Genomic DNA, 18,000 nt, shown 5'->3' with positions numbered 1-18,000 from the left:
CGACCGCGGCGGTCCTCGGCACGTCCGAGCCGTCAGATGAGTGCGTCGAGCAACCCGATCAGCGGGCGATCAGCCGGTGGCATCGGCAATGCGTGCATGTCGGCCGGACGCACCCAACGTAGTGCGGTCGCTTCCAGCGCGCGCGGAACACCACTCCATTTACGCGTGACATAAAGCAGCAGCAGCAGGTGACGATCGCCGAGCGGTGCGCTGGCAAAGGCGGCGGGCGCCAGACACGCATGTGGCACCGCGATACCCAATTCTTCCTCGAGTTCTCGAATCAACGCGGCCTCCGGCGTCTCGCCGGGCTCCACCTTGCCGCCGGGAAACTCCCAGAGACCGGCAAGCGATTTTCCTTCGGGGCGTTGCTGCAGCAATACGCGGCCCTCCAGATCGACCATCGCGGCAGCCACGACCGGCAGCAGCGTCGATACGGGATAATGCGTAGCCGGATCGGTCAGATCGTTGGTCATTCTTTAATTTTCCGTCGGTTAGATTGACCTCCATGAGGCCGAAACTCCCAGTGGCGACGTTCGTCGCCCGCGTCACCGCACGCCTGCTACGCAATTGTCGGGGCGCTACGGCAATCGAATATGGGCTGATCCTTGCCTTTGTCGTCATAGCGATGATCGTCGGGCTGACCACGCTCGCCAACTCGACGACGTCGATGTGGGGCACTGTCAACGACAAGGTCACGACGGCGCGCTGACGAAAGTCCGCCTTCTCTGCAAAATTTCGCTGCGACCTTAAACCTTTCTCAACTCACCGCACCTATTCCCGGAATGCTGATCCGGCCCGTCCGGTCCAGCCGGGTGACACTGAAGCAATCGAACGATGGAGACCGGAATGAAGACGATCCGCAAGTTTTTCAAGAATTCCAAGGGCGCGACCGCAATCGAGTACGGCCTGATCGCCGCGCTGATCGCAGTTGCAGCCATTGCCGCCATGCAGGGCCTGGGCAACAGCCTGAACAAGACGTTCAACAACGTCTCGACCAAGCTGACCAACTCGACCGGTTGAGCGGATATCGCAGGGTGGTTCGGCATCGAGCTACCCCAGCGTTACGAAAGGGCGGCGGAACATCGGTTCCGCCGCCCTTTTTCGTCAGCGGTTACAGACGGCCCATCTTCAGGAACTTGGCCTGGCGATCCTTGCGCAGTTCCGCCGGCGTCAGCGCCGCAAGATCGGCGAGCGCCGACGACAGGGCGCCGCCCAGCGAGTCGATCGCCGTCGCCCGGTCACGGTGCGCGCCGCCGAGCGGTTCCGGCACGATGCCGTCGATCACGCCGAACGCCAACAGATCCTGCGCGGTGATGCGCATCGCCTCGGCCGCCTCAGGAGCCCGGTCGGCGGTACGCCACAGGATCGAAGCGCAGCCTTCGGGGCTGATCACCGAATAGATCGCGTGTTCGAACATCAGGACGCGGTTGCCCGCTGCCAGCGCTACCGCGCCGCCCGAACCGCCCTCGCCGACGATCGCCGACACGATCGGGACGCCGGCGTTGAGGCAGGCTTCGGTCGAGCGCGCGATGGCCTCGGCCTGGCCGCGCTCTTCCGCCTGAATGCCAGGGAATGCACCGGATGTGTCGACCAGGGTGATGATCGGCAGGCCGAACCGGTCGGCGAGCTCGACCAGACGGATCGCCTTGCGGTAGCCCTCGGGCTTGCCCATGCCGAAATTGTGGCGGAGGCGGCTGGCGGTGTCGTCGCCCTTCTCATGGCCGAGCACCATGATTTTTCGTCCGCGGAAGGTCGCGAAGCCGCCAATGATCGCCTGATCGTCTCCGAACGCACGATCACCAGCCAGCGGCACGAACTCGTCGAACAGCGCGGCGACGTAATCCTTGAAGTGCGGACGTTCCGGATGACGCGCGACCTGCGTCTTCTGCCACGGCGTCAGCCGCGCGAAGGTGTCCTTCAACAGCTTGTCGGACTTGCCCTGCAGGCGAGCGATGTCGGCGGTGAGGTCGACGCTGCCTTCGGCGGCGGTGTCGCGGAGTTCGTCGATCCGGCCCTGGAGTTCGGCGATCGGTTTCTCGAAGTCGAGGAAGCTTGGCATAGGCGGCGGTTACGGTGCGAGGCGGCCCGCGTCAACGCGGGGGCCGGCTGGCGTCACCGCGGTGCCCGGTTCGCGTCACCGCGGGGGCCAGTTCGTGTCACCGCGGAGGCCAGTTCGCGTCACCGCGGGGGCAGATCCGCCAGCGGGTGGCGCGTGTTGACGAGTTCGACCAAGCGGCTCGAATCGACGTGCGTGTAGATCTCGGTGGTGGCGATGTCGGCGTGGCCGAGCATCGATTGCAGCGCGCGCAGATCGGCGCCACCGGCGAGGAGGTGCGTTGCGAACGCGTGGCGCAGGACGTGCGGGCTGACCCGATCGGGCGGGATGCCGGCCTCCGCCGCGAGCGCCTTCACGAGCTGGTACAGGCGGATGCGCGAGAGGTGGCCCTTGCCTGACGGGAACAGCCATGCCCGGTCGACCGCGACATAGGTGCGCCAGACCGCCACCGCGGCGCGCGCGCGATCGGAGATCGGCACGAGTCGCTCGCGTCCCCCCTTGCCGCGCAGGATCAGGAACGGGCGATCGGGGTGGACCGCGTTGCGCGGCAGGCTGACGAGTTCGGTCGCGCGCAGGCCCGAGCCGTAGAGGAGTTCGAACAGTGCGGAGAGACGCAAATCATTGGGGTCGAGCGGAGTTCGCGCCGCGCGTTCCGCGATCGCGGCGAACAGGCGATCGATATCGGCATGGCTCAGCACCTTGGGCAATGCGCGAGCGGTACCGGGTCGAGGGAGCGCCTTGCCCGGATCGTCGGGTCGGTGGCCTTCATCGGCGAGGAACGCAAAGAAACGGCGCAGCGCGGCCGATTTCCGGCCGACGGTCGAGCGTGACAAGGCGGACCAGCCACTGGCGAGCGTCGCCAACGCCTCCGTATCGGCCTCGGCTAGCCCGCCCTCGAGGGCCATAGAGGCCAGCGACAGATCGCTGCGATAGGCGGCGACGGTGTTGGCCGCCGCGCCTGCTTCCGCGGTCATCATCTCCAGGAAGCGGTCGATCAGCGCGCGATCGCCTGACTGGGTCACGCCCGTGCGATGGCCTCGGCGGCGATCATCCGCGCTTCACCGTCGAGACCCACGGCACGAAGCGCGCCGATGATCCGGTATAGCGCTTCGGGGGGAATGCTCTTCCAGCCGGACGTCTGCATACCGATTGCCGCAAGGACGACGACGGTGCCCGATTGGCCCGATCGTGCAGCGCGGTCGAGCGCGCGCGTCCAGGCGTTCTCGGCGCCGATCCGCACGTCGAGCGTTTCCGCCGCGCGTTCGACATCGGCTTGGTTGAGACGGCCAAGCCCCGCGAGCCCGGCGAACAACATGCGTTGCTTCAGCGCCGAATCGCCTTCGCCACCCGAATAGGAGGCAAGATCGGCATAGGTCAGTCGACGATACGCATCGGGATCGCTCAGCACGATCATAGCCCAGGCGTCGCTGCCGGTCGGCACGGACCCGAGCCAGCGCGCGGCGGTCCGGTCAAGCCCGGCGGACAGCATCGAGGCGACCAGATGATCGGCCTCGTCCTTGGCGACCGTCGGGTTGAGCCGCGCCGCCGCCCGTGCGGTCAGCACCAGACGCGCATAGGACGGCCGAACGTTCGCGCCGCCCCAAAGCTGGCGCATCGCAGTCAGCCGGGCGCTGGTATTGCGATCGGCATAGGCGGTCTGCAAATCGGTCGCGGTCGCGCTGATCGTGCTTTGCGTATCGTCGTCGCTCGCCGCGGCGCCGTACAGATCGACCAGCGCCGCGTTGGAGAGCACCCCCTGCCCCGCCGCTGCTTCCGCCGCAGCGATCCGTCCGCCCAAGGCCACGCTCGGCGACAATGCCTGCCAGTATTTCACCTGCGGTTCAGCGGTGGCGTAAAGCTCGTCGGGCACCGTCACGCCGGTCGCCATCGCCAGCCCGAACCGCCACGCGGTCAACTGGTCGACGCCGTCCCATTCGATCGTGACCGCCTGGCGTCCCTGCGCGCCGGCACCGACGACTTTCTGCGCGAGCAGCATGTCGACGCCGCTGGCCACGTTACGCCGTTTTGCGGTGGCGATCAGCGGGCCTGCCTGCGCAGGATTGCCCGACAGGCCTGCGCACATCGCCTGCGCCATCGTCCAGCCGCGTGCCGGCGCATAGCGCATTGCGCCAGCAACCAGCGGACACAACCCGGCCGGATCGCCGGTCGCGAGCGAGGCGTTCATCGCGACCTGATAGAGCTTCGGCGTGTAATTGTCGGTGTCGACGTTCTGCACGACAGCGCGTGCGGCAACCGATTCGCCCATCCGCAACAACAGCCACGCGCGTTCGGCGGCGAAATCCGCGCCGTTGGTCCGAGCCGGCGTATCGACGCGCGATACCAGCGCGCGCCGCAGCAGGATCGACATCCACCGCGACGGCAGCGGCGCGGTCAAGCGGCGCATCAGCGTCTCGACATACTGACCATCGGCATCACCGAACGCATCCGTACTCAGCCCCCCCTGACTCGACGTCACGGGGCCGACGGTCTTCAACGACCGGCGCGCGGACTGAGGCATCTCGTACCGCGCGAGGATGGCCGGATCGACCGGTGCCGGCGTGGCGGCGGACACCGGCAACGCCGTTTCGGGCGAGACCGACGGCAGCGGCTGGATCATCGCGCCAGGCGGCAGCGACGGCGATGGCGTTTGCGACGGTGGCGAGGCGGGTGTCGTCGGACGCGCGGGTTGCGTGCCAGCCGGAGCAGCCGGACGCGGCGCAGGTACGGGTGCGGGCGTCGGTTCGCCAAACCCCGGCGGCAGGATCGATTCGGGACGGTCCTGCCCGATCGCGGGGGCAAGCGCGATCGCCCCGGTAACGGTCAACACTCCAACGGCGACGGCCGCCGTCAGTGTTGCCTTACGAGAGGTTCGCAAGCGTCACGGCCTTTTCGACGCGGCTCTGCGGACGCTCGGTCGCACGGCCGGCAAGCAGGAACAGGCCGCCGACCACCACGACAAGAACGACGACGACCGAAATGATGAAACGGGACATGGCGGCGTAACCTTGAAGTGGACGGGGAAGCGGACAAAACAGGCGCCAAGAGCTTTTGCCCTCGCGCGGTGCCGCTGTATAGCGCCCCTCACGATGTTGCAAAGCCACAACCCCGCAGGCGGCCCCAACCATGCCCCGATCGACCGGCCGATCGTGCTCGTCGGGCTGATGGGCGTGGGCAAGACGACGGTCGGCCGCCGTCTGGCGTTGCGGATGAACCTGCCGTTCGTCGATGCCGATCACGAGATCGAGGCCGCATCGGGCATGACCGTCGCCGAGATCTTCGCCAAATACGGCGAAGCGTATTTCCGCGATGGCGAGCGCCGTGTGATCGCCCGCCTGATCGACGGTACGCCGAAGATCATCGCGACGGGTGGCGGCGCGTTCATCAACGACGACACGCGCGCACTGATTTTGCGCGATGCAGTATCGGTCTGGCTGAGCGCACATCCCGATATTCTGGTCGAGCGCGTTGGACGCCGCGACAGCCGTCCGCTGCTGCGCAATCGCGATGCGGGCAAAGTGCTCACCGAACTGGCGCGGGTACGCAACCCGATCTACGCGCAGGCGCATATCCATATTGTCAGCAACAAGACGCCGCACGAAGCGACCGTCGCCGCTATCCTGAGGGCGCTTGGCCGATGAAGACCGTTACCGTCGAACTGGGTGCGCGGACGTATCCGATCCATATCGAGGCGGGAATCCTCGCCCGCGCCGGCGAGTTTCTGGCGCCGCTAGCGAAGGGGCGGCGGGTGGCGATCGTCACCGACCAGAACCTGGCCGAGCATCTGGCGACGGTGCAGGTGTCGCTGACCGCGGCGGGGATCGCATCCGAGGCGATCATCCTCGCCCCCGGCGAAGGCAGCAAGAGCTGGGCGACGCTGGAAATGCTCTGCGACCGACTGCTCGAACTGGGCGTTGAGCGCGGCGATCATGTCGTTGCGCTGGGCGGCGGCGTGATCGGCGATCTGGTCGGGTTCGCGTGCTCGATCCTCAAGCGCGGCTGCAACTTCGTGCAGATCCCGACGAGCTTGCTGGCGCAGGTCGACAGTTCGGTCGGCGGCAAGACCGCGATAAACACGAAGGCGGGGAAAAACCTGATCGGCGCGTTTCACCAGCCGGCGATGGTGCTGATCGATCCGCAGGTGCTGGATACGCTGCCGATTCGCGAGTTGCGCGCTGGGTATGCCGAGGTCGTGAAATACGGCCTGATCGACGATTTCGCGTTCTTCGAATGGTGCGAGGCAAATGGCGCCGCGCTGCTCGCGGGCGACCTGGCGCTGCGTGAATATGCGATCGCGCACAGCGTGTCGGCCAAGGCGCGAATCGTCGCGGCGGACGAGCATGAGACGAACGGAACGCGGGCGTTGCTCAACCTCGGGCACACGTTCGGGCATGCGCTGGAGGCGGAGACCGGGTTCTCGCAGGCACTGATCCACGGCGAGGGTGTCGCGGCGGGCTGTTCGCTGGCGTTCGGATTTTCGGCGGCGCAGGGGATTTGTTCGGGACAGGATGCGCAGCGGGTTGCAGCGCACTGGCGTGACACGCGCTTGCCCGATGGTCTGGCGGCGGCAGGGGTCGGCGCGAGCGGGGCTCGGCTGGTCGATCACATGCGCCACGACAAGAAGATGGCGGCAGGCACGCTTCCCTTCCTGCTCGCGCGCGGGATCGGCCAGACCTATCTCGACAAATCGGTTAACCTCGGGGACGTCGAGACATTCCTCGATGCGCAGCCGCGCTGATGCCTAACGGCGTCGCCAAGCAGAATCTGCCGACTAAAGTTTGCCCTGCTTGTGAGCGGCCGTTTACGTGGCGGAAGAAGTGGGCGCGGGATTGGGATAGCGTGATCTACTGCTCCGACGCGTGTCGGAAGAAGCGGTAACCTTGCGATCCTCCCCCGCCAGGGGGAGGTGACTGGCGCTTGCCAGTCGGAGGGGGAGGAAAGCGATAACCTCTGTTCGGTGTCCTCCCCCTCCGTCACCTACGGCGACACCTCCCCCTGGCGGGGGAGGATCGTAAGAGCGAACTGCCGTTCGCTGGTCAGGTCCGCGCCGCACTCCAGGCCAGCCACAACCATCCGCCGATCAGCAGCGCGCCGCCGATCGGCGTGATCGCGCCGAACCAGCGCGGTGCGCCGAGGGCCATCGCGTACAGCGTCATCGCGAATATCGCAGCACCGAACACGAACAGCCACGCCGGGCCCCGCGCCTCCATTCGCACGGCGACGAGCGCAGCCACAACGTGGACGAGCTGATACTGCGCGCCGGTCCGCAACCACTCCGCGGCCGAACCGCTCGCGCCGTGGGCACCGAAAGCTCCCGCCGCGACTGCGAGTGCGCCGGACAGCGCCGCCAGGATTACCAGGATCATTTGCCGTCGTTCCCCCAGGGAAAGCGTTGCGCGGTCTCCGTGCGGGCGCCGCGGATGTCGCCGGACGCGATCTGGAACTGCAACCTCTCCTTGTCGCGTGCGCGGTACATTTCCTCCGCGCGATCGATGTCGGCGGTTGCGATGCCCAGCCCCTTCAACGCCAGCCGCGCCATCTTCACCGCCGATTCGAGCACTTCGCGGACGACGGCATTCGCCGACGTGTTCTTCAGCTTGACCAGCGCACGGCGGTCGAATGCACGCACATAGATGGCCGCGTTCGGGAACGCCTCGTGCACGCCCTCGATCGTGTCGGGCTCGAGCTGGTCGCCGTCCATGCAGAAACAGATCAGTTCCGCCTCCGCCGCGCCTGCCTGTCGCAACAGATCAAGCCGGGTGCCGTCGCCGTAATAGACTTTTGCACCGAATTCGCTGGCGATGTCGATCATTTCGATATCCGTGTCGATCAGCGTGACCGGGATATCCTGCGCGAGCAGCATCTGGCCGACCGTCTGTCCGAAGCGACCATAGCCGACGATGATCGCATTGGCGCCATCGACCTTGGGCCCGTCGCGCTCTTGGTTCGCGGCGATCGGTTCGGTGCGGAGGCGCTTGGTGATGCCCATCAGGAACGGCGTCGTTGCCATCGACAGCGTGATGATCGCGCCGAACAGGCTGGCCGCCTGCGGTTCGATCAGCAGCCCGGCCTGCGCCTGCGCGAACAGGACGAAGCCGAACTCGCCGCCCTGGCTGAGCAACAGGCCGAGCGCGAACGCCTGGCGCCAGGTCATCTTGAACGCCATGCCGATCGCCATGATGACGCCGGTCTTGGTGAGGATCAGCGCGGCTGCCATCGCCATGACGAACAACGGGCGTTCGGCGATCGCGTTCAGGTCCAGCACCATGCCGACCGCGAGGAAGAACAGCCCGAGCAGGATCGAACGGAACGGCTCGACGTCCGCCTCGAGTTCATGCCGATACGGGCTGTCCGCGAGCATCACGCCGGCGATGAACGCGCCGAGCGCGGTCGACAGCCCGAGCCATTCCATGATCGCCGCGCTGGCGATGACGGTGAAGAGCCCCGCGAAAACGAACATCTCGCGCTCGCCGAGATTGCCGATCAGGCGGAAGAACGGGCGCAACAGGAAGCGCCCGGCGATCACCAGCCCGACGACCGCGAGCACGGTATAAACCGCGAGCAGCCACCCCGGCGGCGCGTTGGCGTCGGCCGGATTACGGCTCATTGCCGCAACGATCGTGATGAGCGGGACGATCGAGAGGTCCTGGAACAGCAGGATCGAGAAGGCACGTTCGCCGAACGGGGTCCGCATTCGGCCGGACGAGCGGAGCATCGGCAGGACCTGCGCGGTCGAGGACAGCGCGAGCGGTAGGCCTAACGCCAGGGCTGCGGGGATCGAGAACTTCGCACCGATCCAGACGATCGCGGTAATTGCGAGACCGCATACCACGACCTGCAACGCGCCGAGCCCGAAGATCTCCTCCTTCATCCGCCACAACCGCGTTGGATTGAGTTCGAGCCCGACGATGAACAGGAGTAAGGTTATGCCGAGCTCGGCGAACCCGAGCTTCGATTCCGCGTCGCCGACTAGGCCGAGGACATGCGGCCCGACGACCGCGCCCGCGACGAGATACCCCAGCGTGGCGCCGAGCCCGAGCCGCCGGAACAGCAGCACGAACATCAGCCCAAAGCCGAGCAATACGACGCCGTCGCGCAACAGCGAGGGCGTCGTTCCCTCGGCCATCAGACTTTCGCCTTTGCAGCGGTATCGGCAGCCTCGGCCGCGGCTTCGAACGCGAGCCGGATCGAGGGGTGGCGCGCGGTATAGTCGAGCGCGGGGGTGAAGATGTCCATTCCCGGCCAATCAGGCGCATCGCCTTCGCGCGCAAGCCATGCCGTCAGCGCGTCGCGTGTCGCGGCGAGTTCGGCGGGGGTGCGGCCGAGGATGTTCGACGCGAGCAGCGACGACGACGCCTGCCCCAGCGCGCACGCGCGGACCAGCAGGCCGACCTCGCTGACCTTGCCGGCGTCGTCCACCGCGACATCGATCGTGACGCGGCTGCCGCAGATCGGCGAACGTTTCTCGGCGGTCGCCATCGGCTCGGGAAGGCGTTCGTGGTGCGGGATCGTTGCCGCGAGGCGAAGGATCTCGGCGTTGTAGAGGGGCGCGCTCATGGTTTCGGCTCGCTTGCGTTGTCGGATTTGGGAGGCGTCGACGCGTGCGCGCCGAACACCGGCTGGCCGCGTCGGCGACGGTCGACGAAATCTGCGATGCTGGCGCTGGTAGCGTTGAGCAGCGGATAGGTGCGCGACTTGGTCATCCACTCGGGTCGGCGCGACGGACCGCCGCTCATCGTGTCGATGACGAGCGTGGCGAGCAGAAAGACGAGGCTGGCGAGGATCAGGCCTTTCAAGGCGCCGAAGCCGAAGCCGAGCGCGCGGTCTACGGGGCCGAGGATCGAGGTCCGCGTCCGCGCGCCGATCGCGTTCGCGACGAGGCGGCCGCCGATATAGGTGACGCCGGTGATGATCGCGAAGGCGAGCACCGCGGCGCCACCGACCGTGCCGATCATCGGCGACACCGCCGCGGCGAGCGGGATGTGGAACAGCTTCAACATCGCCACCATCGCGACCCAGGCGAACATCGACAGCACTTCGGTAACGAAGCCGCGGATCAAGCCGAGCACCGCGGAGCCGGCGACGGCGATCAGGACGACGATGTCGAGGGCGGTGAGGTTCATGCGCTCTGGAATAGGGACGCGGGCGGCGAACCGCTAGTGCATGCGCAAACCAGGACTTAGCCGTTCAATCCGAAAACACCGTAGCGTTCGCGCCACGCGGCGACTTCGTCCTGCAGATGGGCCGGCGCGGAGCCCCCCGACAGAACGAAGCGGGCGACGTCGTTGTCGGGGTGCATCAGCATTTTCTTCGCCCCGTCGCTGAACCATACCGGGACCAGCTGGTCGCACACGCTGTCCAATACGGTCGCCGCCATGCCATTCGCGATCGCGTCGCTGCCGGCGAGCACGCGGACGTTGATCGAGACGCCTTCCAGGCAATTCTGCGGCGCGCTTACGAAATTGAGCGATACGAGAAGCCCGGACCGGTCGGGCCGGGCCGCGTCGGGCAGGCGCGCAACCCGTCGCCAGGCGCAGAACCACGTCCGGCAAATGCGCGGGCGAACCGCGTGGATACCGCACCCCTGTCCCGACAGGTGGATACACGGCGTTCCCGCCGGTTTGGCGAACTCGGGCGTGCTCACGGTCAACTCGGTGCAGCACGCGGTGCAGTCGCCGCAGTTCCGATCGAGCAGGACCGGCCCCAGCAGCGTGGTTTCCAGATCGGCCTGGGGCTGCATCTGCGCCCTTGAGTCGGCTACCGGGATGGGTGGGGCGGTTTCACGCCGAGCCACGGCTCAGTTCCCTTCGGCGTCCACCGTGAAGACCATCGGCTTGCCGCGCGACATCGGCTCCCATCCCGCCTGCAAGGCTGCCCGCACGCCGCGCGAGATCGTCGCGTCGTCGATCTGGAGCCGCCCACGTGGCAGGCCTTTCAACAGACGCTTGGGCGCGGGGAACTCGAGCAGGGCTTCGCGTTGGGCATCGTCCTGCAACAGAGAGATCGTCATGCCCTTCCAGCCCTCGGCATCCGTATGCTGTGGCTCGCGCTCGAGGTTCCAATCGTATCGGGTGCCATCTACCTCGACGGTACCGGTATTGCTTCGCGTGTTCGCCATGCCGGCGCCCATAGCATAGCTGGCGTAAGAGGCCATGCGCTCAGCGCTCGGCCAAACCTACCTGCCACGACGCTGTTACGCGCGGTTCGATTGACCGGTAACCGACGAAATACGTCAAGGCCCCACCCCGGCGGAGGCCGGGACCCAATTGGAGAGGTCGTGGTGGCGAAGCACAGCGATCGCCAGCAGCGCTTCCCAATTGGGCCCCGGCCTCCGCCGGGGTGGTACCTAACCGGGACGTCAATAACGAACGGCAGCTATCCGCATCGTAAAGGTACGCGTGGTTCCGCACCGTCACTACTATTGGCCCTGTTCTCCGCGAAGGCGGGAGCAGTCTGGATCCCCGCCTTCGCGGGGAAACACGGTTTGGATGGCCTACCCCCGCCCCATCATGTGATCCACGAACGAAGCCAGCGTCTTGAACCCCGACAGCTTCATCCCGCTCTTCTCCCCCGTCATCGACGCGGGAACGAGCGCGCGTTCGAAGCCAAGCTTGCTCGCCTCCTTCAACCGCAACGGACCATGCGCGACGGGACGGATCTCACCCGACAGCGCGACCTCGCCGAACGCGACCGCATCGACCGGCACCGGCCGCTCCGACATTGCGGAAATCAGTGCCGCCGCCACCGCAAGATCTGCTGCGGGGTCCTGCACGCGGTAGCCGCCGGCGATGTTCAGATACACTTCGGCGTTGGAGAAGCTCAGCCCGCACCGTGCCTCCAGCACCGCGAGGATCATCGCCAGCCGGCCCGAATCCCAGCCGACCACCGCCCGCCTCGGCGTCGCACCAGATGCCAAGCGCACGGTCAGCGCCTGTATTTCGACCAGCACCGGCCGCGTTCCCTCCAGTGCCGGGAACACCGTCGCGCCGGTCATCGCGTCGTCGCGGTGCGTCAGGAACAGCGACGAGGGATTACCGACTTCCGCCAACCCTTCGGTCTGCATCGAGAACACGCCGATCTCGTCGGTGCCGCCGAAGCGGTTCTTGATCGCACGGAGGATGCGGTATTGGTGGCTGCGCTCGCCTTCGAACGACAGCACCGTATCGACCATGTGCTCCAGCACGCGCGGGCCGGCGATCGAGCCGTCCTTCGTCACGTGCCCGACCAGCACCACGGCCGTGCCGCGCTCCTTGGCGAAACGGATCAGCTCCTGCGCAGACGCGCGCACCTGGCTGACCGTGCCGGGCGCGCCTTCGATCAGGTCGGAGTGCATCGTCTGGATCGAGTCGATCACCAGCATCGCCGGCGGCCGTGTCTGCAACGTCGTCAGGATGTCGCGCGTCGAGGTTGCCGCCGCCAACTGCACAGGCGCGTTGCCGAGGCCGAGCCGCCGTGCGCGTAAACGGACTTGGTCCGCGGCTTCCTCGCCCGAGACGTACGCGACCGACTGCCCCGCCAGCGCCATCTTCGCCGCCGCCTGCAACAACAATGTCGACTTGCCGATGCCGGGATCGCCACCGATCAGCGTCGCCGAGCCCTCGACGAACCCGCCCCCCAGCGCGCGGTCGAGTTCGGCGATACCGGTCGCCATCCGGTCGGGCAGCTTGATCTCCGCATCGAGCCCGACGAGCTGGATCGCGCGGCCGCCGGTCTGGAGATTATGCTTCGAATGGAACGGCGTGGCGGCGGTGTTCGCCTCCTCGACCAGCGTGTTCCATTCGCTGCAATCGCTGCATTGCCCCGCCCAGCGGTGCGACACCGATCCGCAGGCCTGACATACGTAACGCTTCTGGGGTTTCGCCATGCAGCCGATGTACGAGAACGATACGGGAACATCAATGGCGGGCGGCTAGCGTATGTTACAGATTCAGTGGCGCTTGGCGGCACACGGCGTTATCCGCGCGATGATGCACGCCACCGACCTGCGCATCGCCCTGTTCAGCGGCAACTATAATTACGTTCGCGACGGCGCGAACCAGGCGTTGAACCTGCTCGTCGGCCATTTGTTGGCGCAGGGCGTGACGGTGCGTGTCTATTCGCCGACCAACGCCAAGCCCGCCTTCCCGCCGACCGGCGATCTGGTCGCGGTGCCGTCGTTGCCGCTGCCCGCAGGACGTGGCGAATACAAGATGGCGCGCGGGCTGCCGGCCGCGATCCGCCGCGACCTGGACGCGTTCGCGCCGAACATCGTCCACGTGTCGGCGCCCGATTTTCTCGGCCACCGCGCGATCAGCTATGGCCGGCGACGCGGCATCGCCACGGTCGCGTCGCTGCACACGCGGTTCGAGACGTATTTCCGCTATTACAAGATGGCGTTCTTCGAGCCGATCATGGTGAAGATCCTGACACGCTTCTACAACCGGGTCGACGAGGTGCTGGTGCCCGGGCGCGGCATGGCCGAGATCGTTCGCGACTGGGGCGTGACGACGCCGACCGCGATCTGGTCACGCGGGGTGAACCACGATCGCTTTACGCCGACGCGTCGCGATCTGGCGTGGCGGCGCGAGCGCGGGATTGCCGACGGTGAAATCGCGGTCGGGTTTCTCGGGCGGCTGGTGAAGGAGAAGGGGCTCGACGTCTTTGCCGACGTGATCCGGACGCTTGAGCAGCGCGGCGTGCCGCACAAGGTACTGGTGATCGGCGAAGGTCCGGCGCGCGACTGGTTCGCAAGCCACGTGCCCGGTGCGGTGTTCGCGGGGTTCCAGTCGGGCGACGATCTGGGGCGTGCAGTCGCGTCGATGGATGTGTTCTTCAATCCTAGCGTGACCGAGACGTTCGGCAACGTGACGCTGGAGGCCATGGCGGCGGGTGTGCCGGTGGTTGCCGCGCGGGCGTCGGGCGCGGTCGGGCTGGTGGACGATGGCATAACGGGGTTCCTGGTGCCGCCGACGGACATCGGCGGCTATGCGGACGCGATCGGGCGGATCGTCTCCGAGCCGGGCCTGCGCGAGACGATGGGCTGGGCCGGACACGACAAGGCCGCCGGTTATCGTTGGGATACGATCAACCAGGCGGTCTTGGACGCGTATCTTGAGGTGATGGCACGGCGGGGCAGCTAAGTTGCCTGCCGCGCCTCACGCGATCCTATTCCCCCGCCCTAAACCGTCACCCCAGCGAAAGCTGGGGTATTCCCATTGGCAGGCGCTGTGACCCGAATGGGGAGATCCCAGCTTTCGCTGCGATGAAGGCTTGGGGGTGGGATGACAGTTTGAGGGTTGGGATGACGGTTTGGGGACGCTGTCAGACCGTCGCCCAGTCGAACGTCAGCGGCGCCTCGCGGAAGGCGAAGCGGTCGAGGTGGCTGGAGACCACGCCGCGCATCCGCTCGACGCCCTCACCCTCCGGCACCGTCAGCGCGACGTCGAGCGTTTCGCTGTCCGCGCGCATCTCCAGAACCGCGCCACTCGGGAAGGCGATGCGGCCCTCTTCCTCCGAGAACGTCACCTCCATCTTGTGGCTCCAGTGCTTGGCGAGTTGCTGGAGATACTTGCTGGCCGAATGCGTCGGCACGCGTGCTACCGAGACGCTCACTTCAAGCGCTCGATCTTCTGCGCAGCCTCGTCGAGCAACGCCGCGACTTCGTGCAGCGTGTCCTCGTTGACGTCCTCGCGCATCAGCCGGTGCTGGAGCACCTGCCGAAGATTGCCCATCGCCCGCCGGATCGGCGCGCCATCGGTCCGCTCGGACTCCGCCCCGACCGCCGCCAGCCGGGCGAACAAGCCGTCCACTACAGCCGCATTCTCGGCGAGATGCGCGCGGCCCTCGTCGCTTGCCGCAAAGCGCTTCTTCGCGCCTTCCGACTGCTGCTCCTCGATCAGCCCCATCTCGTCGAGCATGCTGAGCGTTGGGTAGACGACGCCCGGACTCGGCGCATAGCCCCCCCCGGTCAGCCCCTCGATCTCGCGGATCAGGTCGTAGCCGTGTCGCGGCGCGTCCGCGATCAGCTTCAGCATGACGAGCTTCAACTCGCCGCCGTCGAACAGCCGTCGACCTCGCCCACGCGGGCCGCCGCCCTGCTTCCAGGCTGAATGCTCAGGTCCGTGATCGCGACCGCCGTGCCTGTGGCCGTCGCCGCGAGGGCCACCTGTCCAGGCTCCATATCCCATACCAAAACGCATTTGAGTGTTCTCCGATATATCTTCATTCATGAGTTGCGATATATCGCAGACTGTTTCCGGTTCAAGGGGTGCTTCCAAAAAATCCGTCAACCGGACCTGTTCCGGAGTCCACCGTTCCGCAAACTCGCCATCGATGAGTACGTGGAACGGTGGATGCCGGAACGGGCCCGGCATGACGGAATGAAGGCGGCTGACGGATGGGCAAACCGCCACCCCGCCCCTATCTTGCCGGAATGGCCGATCTCTTCGCGGGCTTCGAACCCGCCGCCCCCACCGAAACGCATCCTGAAAACGCGCCGCTCGCCGACCGCCTGCGCCCGCGCACGCTAAGCGAAGTCGTCGGGCAGGATCACATCACCGGCCCCGAAGGCGCGATCGGCCGGATGGTGTCGGCAGGACGGCTGTCCTCGATCATCCTGTGGGGCCCGCCCGGCACCGGCAAGACGACCATCGCGCGATTGCTCGCCGACGCGGTCGACTTGCGGTTCGTCGCGATCTCGGCGGTGTTCTCAGGCGTGGCGGACCTGAAGAAATCGTTCGCCGAGGCGCGCGAGCACGCGAAGATCGGCAAGCGCACCTTGTTGTTCGTGGACGAGATCCACCGCTTCAATCGCGCGCAGCAGGACGGCTTCCTCCCGTACGTCGAGGACGGCACGGTAACGCTGGTCGGCGCGACCACCGAAAACCCCTCGTTCGAACTCAACGCAGCCTTGCTCAGCCGCGCGCAGGTATTGATCCTTGAACGTCTCGGTCGCGGCGCGCTCGAACAATTGCTCGACCGCGCCGAGGTGGAGATGGAGCGCCCCCTGCCCCTCACCCCGCCCGCCAAGGATGCGCTGATCGCGAGCGCCGATGGCGACGGCCGCTTCCTCCTCAACCAGGCGGAGACTCTGTTCTCGGTCAACCTTCCCGAACCGCTCGATCCGGCCGGTTTGTCAGCGTTCCTGCAGCGCCGGGTGGCGGTGTACGACAAGGATCGCGAGGGGCATTACAACCTCATCTCCGCGCTCCACAAATCGATCCGCGGGTCGGACCCGCAAGCGGCACTCTATTATCTCGCGCGGATACTGACGGCGGGCGAGGAACCACTGTTCCTGCTGCGTCGGCTGACCCGCGCCGCGGTCGAGGATATCGGGCTCGCCGACCCGCAGGCGCTGGTCCAGTGCATCGCCGCCAAGGACACATACGACTTCCTCGGCAGCCCCGAAGGCGAACTCGCGATCGCACAGGCTTGCGTCTATCTCGCGACCGCACCCAAATCGAACGCGGTCTACAAGGCGCAGAAGGCGGCGTGGAAATCGGCACGCGAGACGGGCTCGCTGATGCCGCCCGCCTCGATCCGCAACGCGCCGACCAAGCTCATGCGCGATATCGGCTACGGCAAGGGCTACGCCTATGATCACGACACGGAGGATGCGTTTTCCGGCTCGGATTACTGGCCCGACGAGATGAGCCCGCAGACCTTCTACGCGCCGACCGAACGCGGGTTCGAGAAGCGCCTGTCTGAGCGGCTCGCCTATTGGGAAGAACTGCGCGCGGCGAAACGATCGTGAAGAATTGGGATGCGGTCGCGGCCTGCGCGCTGTTGCTTCCCGATACCGAAGCCTCGACGTCGTACGGACAGCCCGCGATCAAGACGCGCGGGAAAATGTTCGTGAGCGCCGGGCAGGTCGCCGGCAGCTTCCACGTCCGCAGCCCGCATGAGGAGAAAACCGTCCTGATCGCGACCGACCCGGACACGTTCTGGCAGACCCCGCATTACGAGACCTGGCCGGGCCTGCTGGTCCGCTACGGCGCGAGCGATCCGGGGCGGATCGCCCGCGTGATCGCCCGCGCGTGGTGGGATCAGGCGTCTGTGAAACAGCGAAAGGGGTTCGGCGATCGCCCCTGACCGCTTCGATCATTTCGCCGCTATCGACTGGTCGGGTGCGGTCGGTCCCCGCCAACCCGGCATCGCCGTCGCGATCTGCGCGCGGGGTACCGCCGCGCCGATACTGGTCGCAGCCGAGGGCGGCTGGTCGCGCACCGCGGCACTCGATTGGCTGACGAACATCATGCCGCCGGATACGCTGGTCGGGCTCGATCTCGGGCCGTCGCTGCCGTTCGTTGACCGGGGTGCCTTCTTTCCTGGCTGGGCGGAGAGTCCGACACATGCGCGCGCGCTGTGGGCGCTGATTGAGAACATCTGTGCCGACGATCCGCATCTCGGCGCGAGCAGTTTCGTCGATCATCACGAGGTTGCGCGGCACCTGCGCCGCCACGGCGGGCGCAAGGGCGAGTATTTCGAGGGCCGCGGACGGCTGCGCGAGACCGAGGAGGCGCAGCGGCGGCAGGGGCTGAGCCCGACCAGCAATCTCAACCTCGTCGGCGCGGCGCAGGTCGGCAAGTCGAGCCTGACCGGCATGCGCGTGCTGCACCGGATTGCAGGACAGATCCCGATATGGCCGTTCGATCGATTGCCGCTACGGGGGTCGGCGATCGTCGAGATCTACACGACCATCGCCGCGCGCGCCGCCGGTATCCGCAAGGGGCTGAGCAAGATCCGCGACGCCGCCACGCTCGATGGTGCGCTGGCGGCGATCGGTAGCGATCCGCACCAGCCGCTCGCCCGCTATGACGATCACGCGACCGACGCGATTCTTACCGCTGCCTGGCTGCGCAACAACGCGGATCGGCCCGAGCTTTGGGCGCCACCGGCGATGACTTCGCATATCGCGCAAACCGAGGGCTGGACCTTCGGCGTTTCTTGAAGCATTGGGCGAACAGCGC

The 18,000-nt window shown here is 66.7% G+C and carries 24 protein-coding genes; 9 read left to right on the top strand and 15 right to left on the bottom strand.

Annotation, left to right across the window (positions count from 1 at the left end; all coding sequences use genetic code 11):
• Nucleotides 1-32: 32 nt before the first annotated feature.
• Complete coding sequence (locus AC3D24_RS18655) at nt 33-473, bottom strand: (deoxy)nucleoside triphosphate pyrophosphohydrolase (RefSeq protein ID WP_489032561.1); 441 nt, start codon at nt 471-473, stop codon at nt 33-35.
• Nucleotides 474-505: 32 nt separating this feature from the next.
• Here AC3D24_RS18655 and AC3D24_RS18650 point away from each other — a divergent pair, with 32 nt between their 5' ends.
• Together AC3D24_RS18650 and AC3D24_RS18645 are read left to right on the top strand one after the other, a co-directional pair.
• Nucleotides 506-709, top strand: a complete 204-nt coding sequence (locus AC3D24_RS18650) for a Flp family type IVb pilin (protein WP_489032560.1) — start codon at nt 506-508, stop codon at nt 707-709.
• A 137-nt stretch (nt 710-846) separates the two neighbouring features.
• Nucleotides 847-1,020: a Flp family type IVb pilin gene (locus AC3D24_RS18645; protein WP_489032559.1), complete on the top strand. Its 174-nt coding sequence runs from the start codon at nt 847-849 to the stop codon at nt 1,018-1,020.
• Nucleotides 1,021-1,111: 91 nt separating this feature from the next.
• Here the strand turns inward: AC3D24_RS18645 and AC3D24_RS18640 are convergent, their stop codons facing one another.
• The 4 genes from AC3D24_RS18640 to AC3D24_RS18625 form a co-directional block, all read right to left on the bottom strand.
• Nucleotides 1,112-2,059, bottom strand: coding sequence for an acetyl-CoA carboxylase carboxyltransferase subunit alpha (locus AC3D24_RS18640; RefSeq protein ID WP_489032558.1), 948 nt, complete (start codon nt 2,057-2,059; stop codon nt 1,112-1,114).
• Nucleotides 2,060-2,178: 119 nt separating this feature from the next.
• Nucleotides 2,179-3,078, bottom strand: a complete 900-nt coding sequence (locus AC3D24_RS18635; RefSeq protein WP_489032557.1) for a tyrosine-type recombinase/integrase — start codon at nt 3,076-3,078, stop codon at nt 2,179-2,181.
• Nucleotides 3,075-4,883, bottom strand: coding sequence for a hypothetical protein (locus AC3D24_RS18630; RefSeq protein WP_489032556.1), 1,809 nt, complete (start codon nt 4,881-4,883; stop codon nt 3,075-3,077). The genes AC3D24_RS18635 and AC3D24_RS18630 overlap by 4 nt, the downstream gene beginning before the upstream one ends.
• A 31-nt stretch (nt 4,884-4,914) precedes the next feature.
• On the bottom strand, nt 4,915-5,049 hold the full coding sequence (locus AC3D24_RS18625; RefSeq protein ID WP_489032555.1) for a hypothetical protein: 135 nt from the start codon (nt 5,047-5,049) through the stop codon (nt 4,915-4,917).
• 93 nt (nt 5,050-5,142) lie between these two features.
• On the opposite strand from AC3D24_RS18625, the gene AC3D24_RS18620 reads away from it, so the two are divergent.
• Genes AC3D24_RS18620 through AC3D24_RS18610 form a run of 3 tightly spaced genes read left to right on the top strand, consistent with a single transcriptional unit; the run spans nt 5,143 to nt 6,931 of the window.
• Nucleotides 5,143-5,694 carry a shikimate kinase gene (locus AC3D24_RS18620; protein WP_489032554.1) on the top strand — a complete coding sequence of 184 codons (552 nt, stop codon included), beginning with the start codon at nt 5,143-5,145 and terminating at the stop codon, nt 5,692-5,694.
• On the top strand, nt 5,691-6,791 hold the full coding sequence (aroB, locus tag AC3D24_RS18615) for a 3-dehydroquinate synthase (protein WP_489032553.1): 1,101 nt from the start codon (nt 5,691-5,693) through the stop codon (nt 6,789-6,791). Before AC3D24_RS18620 ends, aroB begins: the two co-directional genes overlap by 4 nt.
• Complete coding sequence (locus tag AC3D24_RS18610) at nt 6,791-6,931, top strand: DUF2256 domain-containing protein (protein ID WP_082444318.1); 141 nt, start codon at nt 6,791-6,793, stop codon at nt 6,929-6,931. Before aroB ends, AC3D24_RS18610 begins: the two co-directional genes overlap by 1 nt.
• Nucleotides 6,932-7,089: 158 nt before the next feature.
• Here the strand turns inward: AC3D24_RS18610 and AC3D24_RS18605 are convergent, their stop codons facing one another.
• The 7 genes from AC3D24_RS18605 to radA all read right to left on the bottom strand — a co-directional run bounded on the left by AC3D24_RS18605 (nt 7,090) and on the right by radA (nt 12,917).
• On the bottom strand, nt 7,090-7,419 hold the full coding sequence (locus tag AC3D24_RS18605) for a DUF423 domain-containing protein (protein WP_489032552.1): 330 nt from the start codon (nt 7,417-7,419) through the stop codon (nt 7,090-7,092).
• On the bottom strand, nt 7,416-9,179 hold the full coding sequence (locus AC3D24_RS18600) for a cation:proton antiporter domain-containing protein (protein WP_489032551.1): 1,764 nt from the start codon (nt 9,177-9,179) through the stop codon (nt 7,416-7,418). The genes AC3D24_RS18605 and AC3D24_RS18600 overlap by 4 nt, the downstream gene beginning before the upstream one ends.
• A complete protein-coding gene (locus tag AC3D24_RS18595) occupies nt 9,179-9,610 on the bottom strand; it encodes an iron-sulfur cluster assembly scaffold protein (protein WP_489032550.1) in 432 nt (143 codons plus the stop codon). The genes AC3D24_RS18600 and AC3D24_RS18595 overlap by 1 nt, the downstream gene beginning before the upstream one ends.
• Nucleotides 9,607-10,176, bottom strand: coding sequence for a CvpA family protein (locus AC3D24_RS18590; RefSeq protein ID WP_489032549.1), 570 nt, complete (start codon nt 10,174-10,176; stop codon nt 9,607-9,609). The genes AC3D24_RS18595 and AC3D24_RS18590 overlap by 4 nt, the downstream gene beginning before the upstream one ends.
• A gap of 56 nt (nt 10,177-10,232) precedes the next feature.
• Entirely contained in the window at nt 10,233-10,793 is a 561-nt protein-coding gene (locus AC3D24_RS18585) for a YkgJ family cysteine cluster protein (RefSeq protein WP_489032548.1), read from the bottom strand.
• A gap of 57 nt (nt 10,794-10,850) precedes the next feature.
• Nucleotides 10,851-11,183, bottom strand: a complete 333-nt coding sequence (locus AC3D24_RS18580; protein ID WP_489033228.1) for a hypothetical protein — start codon at nt 11,181-11,183, stop codon at nt 10,851-10,853.
• Nucleotides 11,184-11,546: 363 nt separating this feature from the next.
• Nucleotides 11,547-12,917 (bottom strand): DNA repair protein RadA, encoded by a 1,371-nt coding sequence (gene radA, locus AC3D24_RS18575; RefSeq protein ID WP_136189650.1) that lies wholly within the window; start codon nt 12,915-12,917, stop codon nt 11,547-11,549.
• Between the two features lie 103 nt (nt 12,918-13,020).
• Between radA and AC3D24_RS18570 the strand changes: the two genes are divergently transcribed.
• Nucleotides 13,021-14,172: a glycosyltransferase family 4 protein gene (locus tag AC3D24_RS18570; RefSeq protein ID WP_489033226.1), complete on the top strand. Its 1,152-nt coding sequence runs from the start codon at nt 13,021-13,023 to the stop codon at nt 14,170-14,172.
• Nucleotides 14,173-14,353: 181 nt separating this feature from the next.
• Here the strand turns inward: AC3D24_RS18570 and AC3D24_RS18565 are convergent, their stop codons facing one another.
• Nucleotides 14,354-14,644 carry a DUF2218 domain-containing protein gene (locus tag AC3D24_RS18565; protein WP_489032547.1) on the bottom strand — a complete coding sequence of 97 codons (291 nt, stop codon included), beginning with the start codon at nt 14,642-14,644 and terminating at the stop codon, nt 14,354-14,356.
• A complete protein-coding gene (locus tag AC3D24_RS18560) occupies nt 14,641-15,231 on the bottom strand; it encodes a PadR family transcriptional regulator (protein WP_489032546.1) in 591 nt (196 codons plus the stop codon). Before AC3D24_RS18560 ends, AC3D24_RS18565 begins: the two co-directional genes overlap by 4 nt.
• A 233-nt stretch (nt 15,232-15,464) precedes the next feature.
• Between AC3D24_RS18560 and AC3D24_RS18555 the strand changes: the two genes are divergently transcribed.
• The gene (locus AC3D24_RS18555) at nt 15,465-16,784 is read left to right on the top strand and encodes a replication-associated recombination protein A (protein WP_489033224.1); all 1,320 of its coding nucleotides are present in this window, start codon (nt 15,465-15,467) and stop codon (nt 16,782-16,784) included.
• Nucleotides 16,781-17,122 (top strand): MmcQ/YjbR family DNA-binding protein, encoded by a 342-nt coding sequence (locus AC3D24_RS18550; RefSeq protein ID WP_489032545.1) that lies wholly within the window; start codon nt 16,781-16,783, stop codon nt 17,120-17,122. Before AC3D24_RS18555 ends, AC3D24_RS18550 begins: the two co-directional genes overlap by 4 nt.
• 9 nt (nt 17,123-17,131) lie before the next feature.
• On the opposite strand, the gene AC3D24_RS18545 is transcribed toward AC3D24_RS18550, so the two are convergent.
• Nucleotides 17,132-17,287 carry a hypothetical protein gene (locus tag AC3D24_RS18545; RefSeq protein WP_489032544.1) on the bottom strand — a complete coding sequence of 52 codons (156 nt, stop codon included), beginning with the start codon at nt 17,285-17,287 and terminating at the stop codon, nt 17,132-17,134.
• Here AC3D24_RS18545 and AC3D24_RS18540 point away from each other — a divergent pair.
• On the top strand, nt 17,286-17,981 hold the full coding sequence (locus AC3D24_RS18540) for a hypothetical protein (RefSeq protein WP_489032543.1): 696 nt from the start codon (nt 17,286-17,288) through the stop codon (nt 17,979-17,981). The genes AC3D24_RS18545 and AC3D24_RS18540 overlap by 2 nt on opposite strands.
• Nucleotides 17,982-18,000 lie beyond the last annotated feature (19 nt).

This window comes from Sphingomonas sp. SL1004, assembly GCF_057815015.1.
Note: the sequence above shows the minus strand (reverse complement) of the source record. Positions and strands in the feature narration are given on the sequence as shown.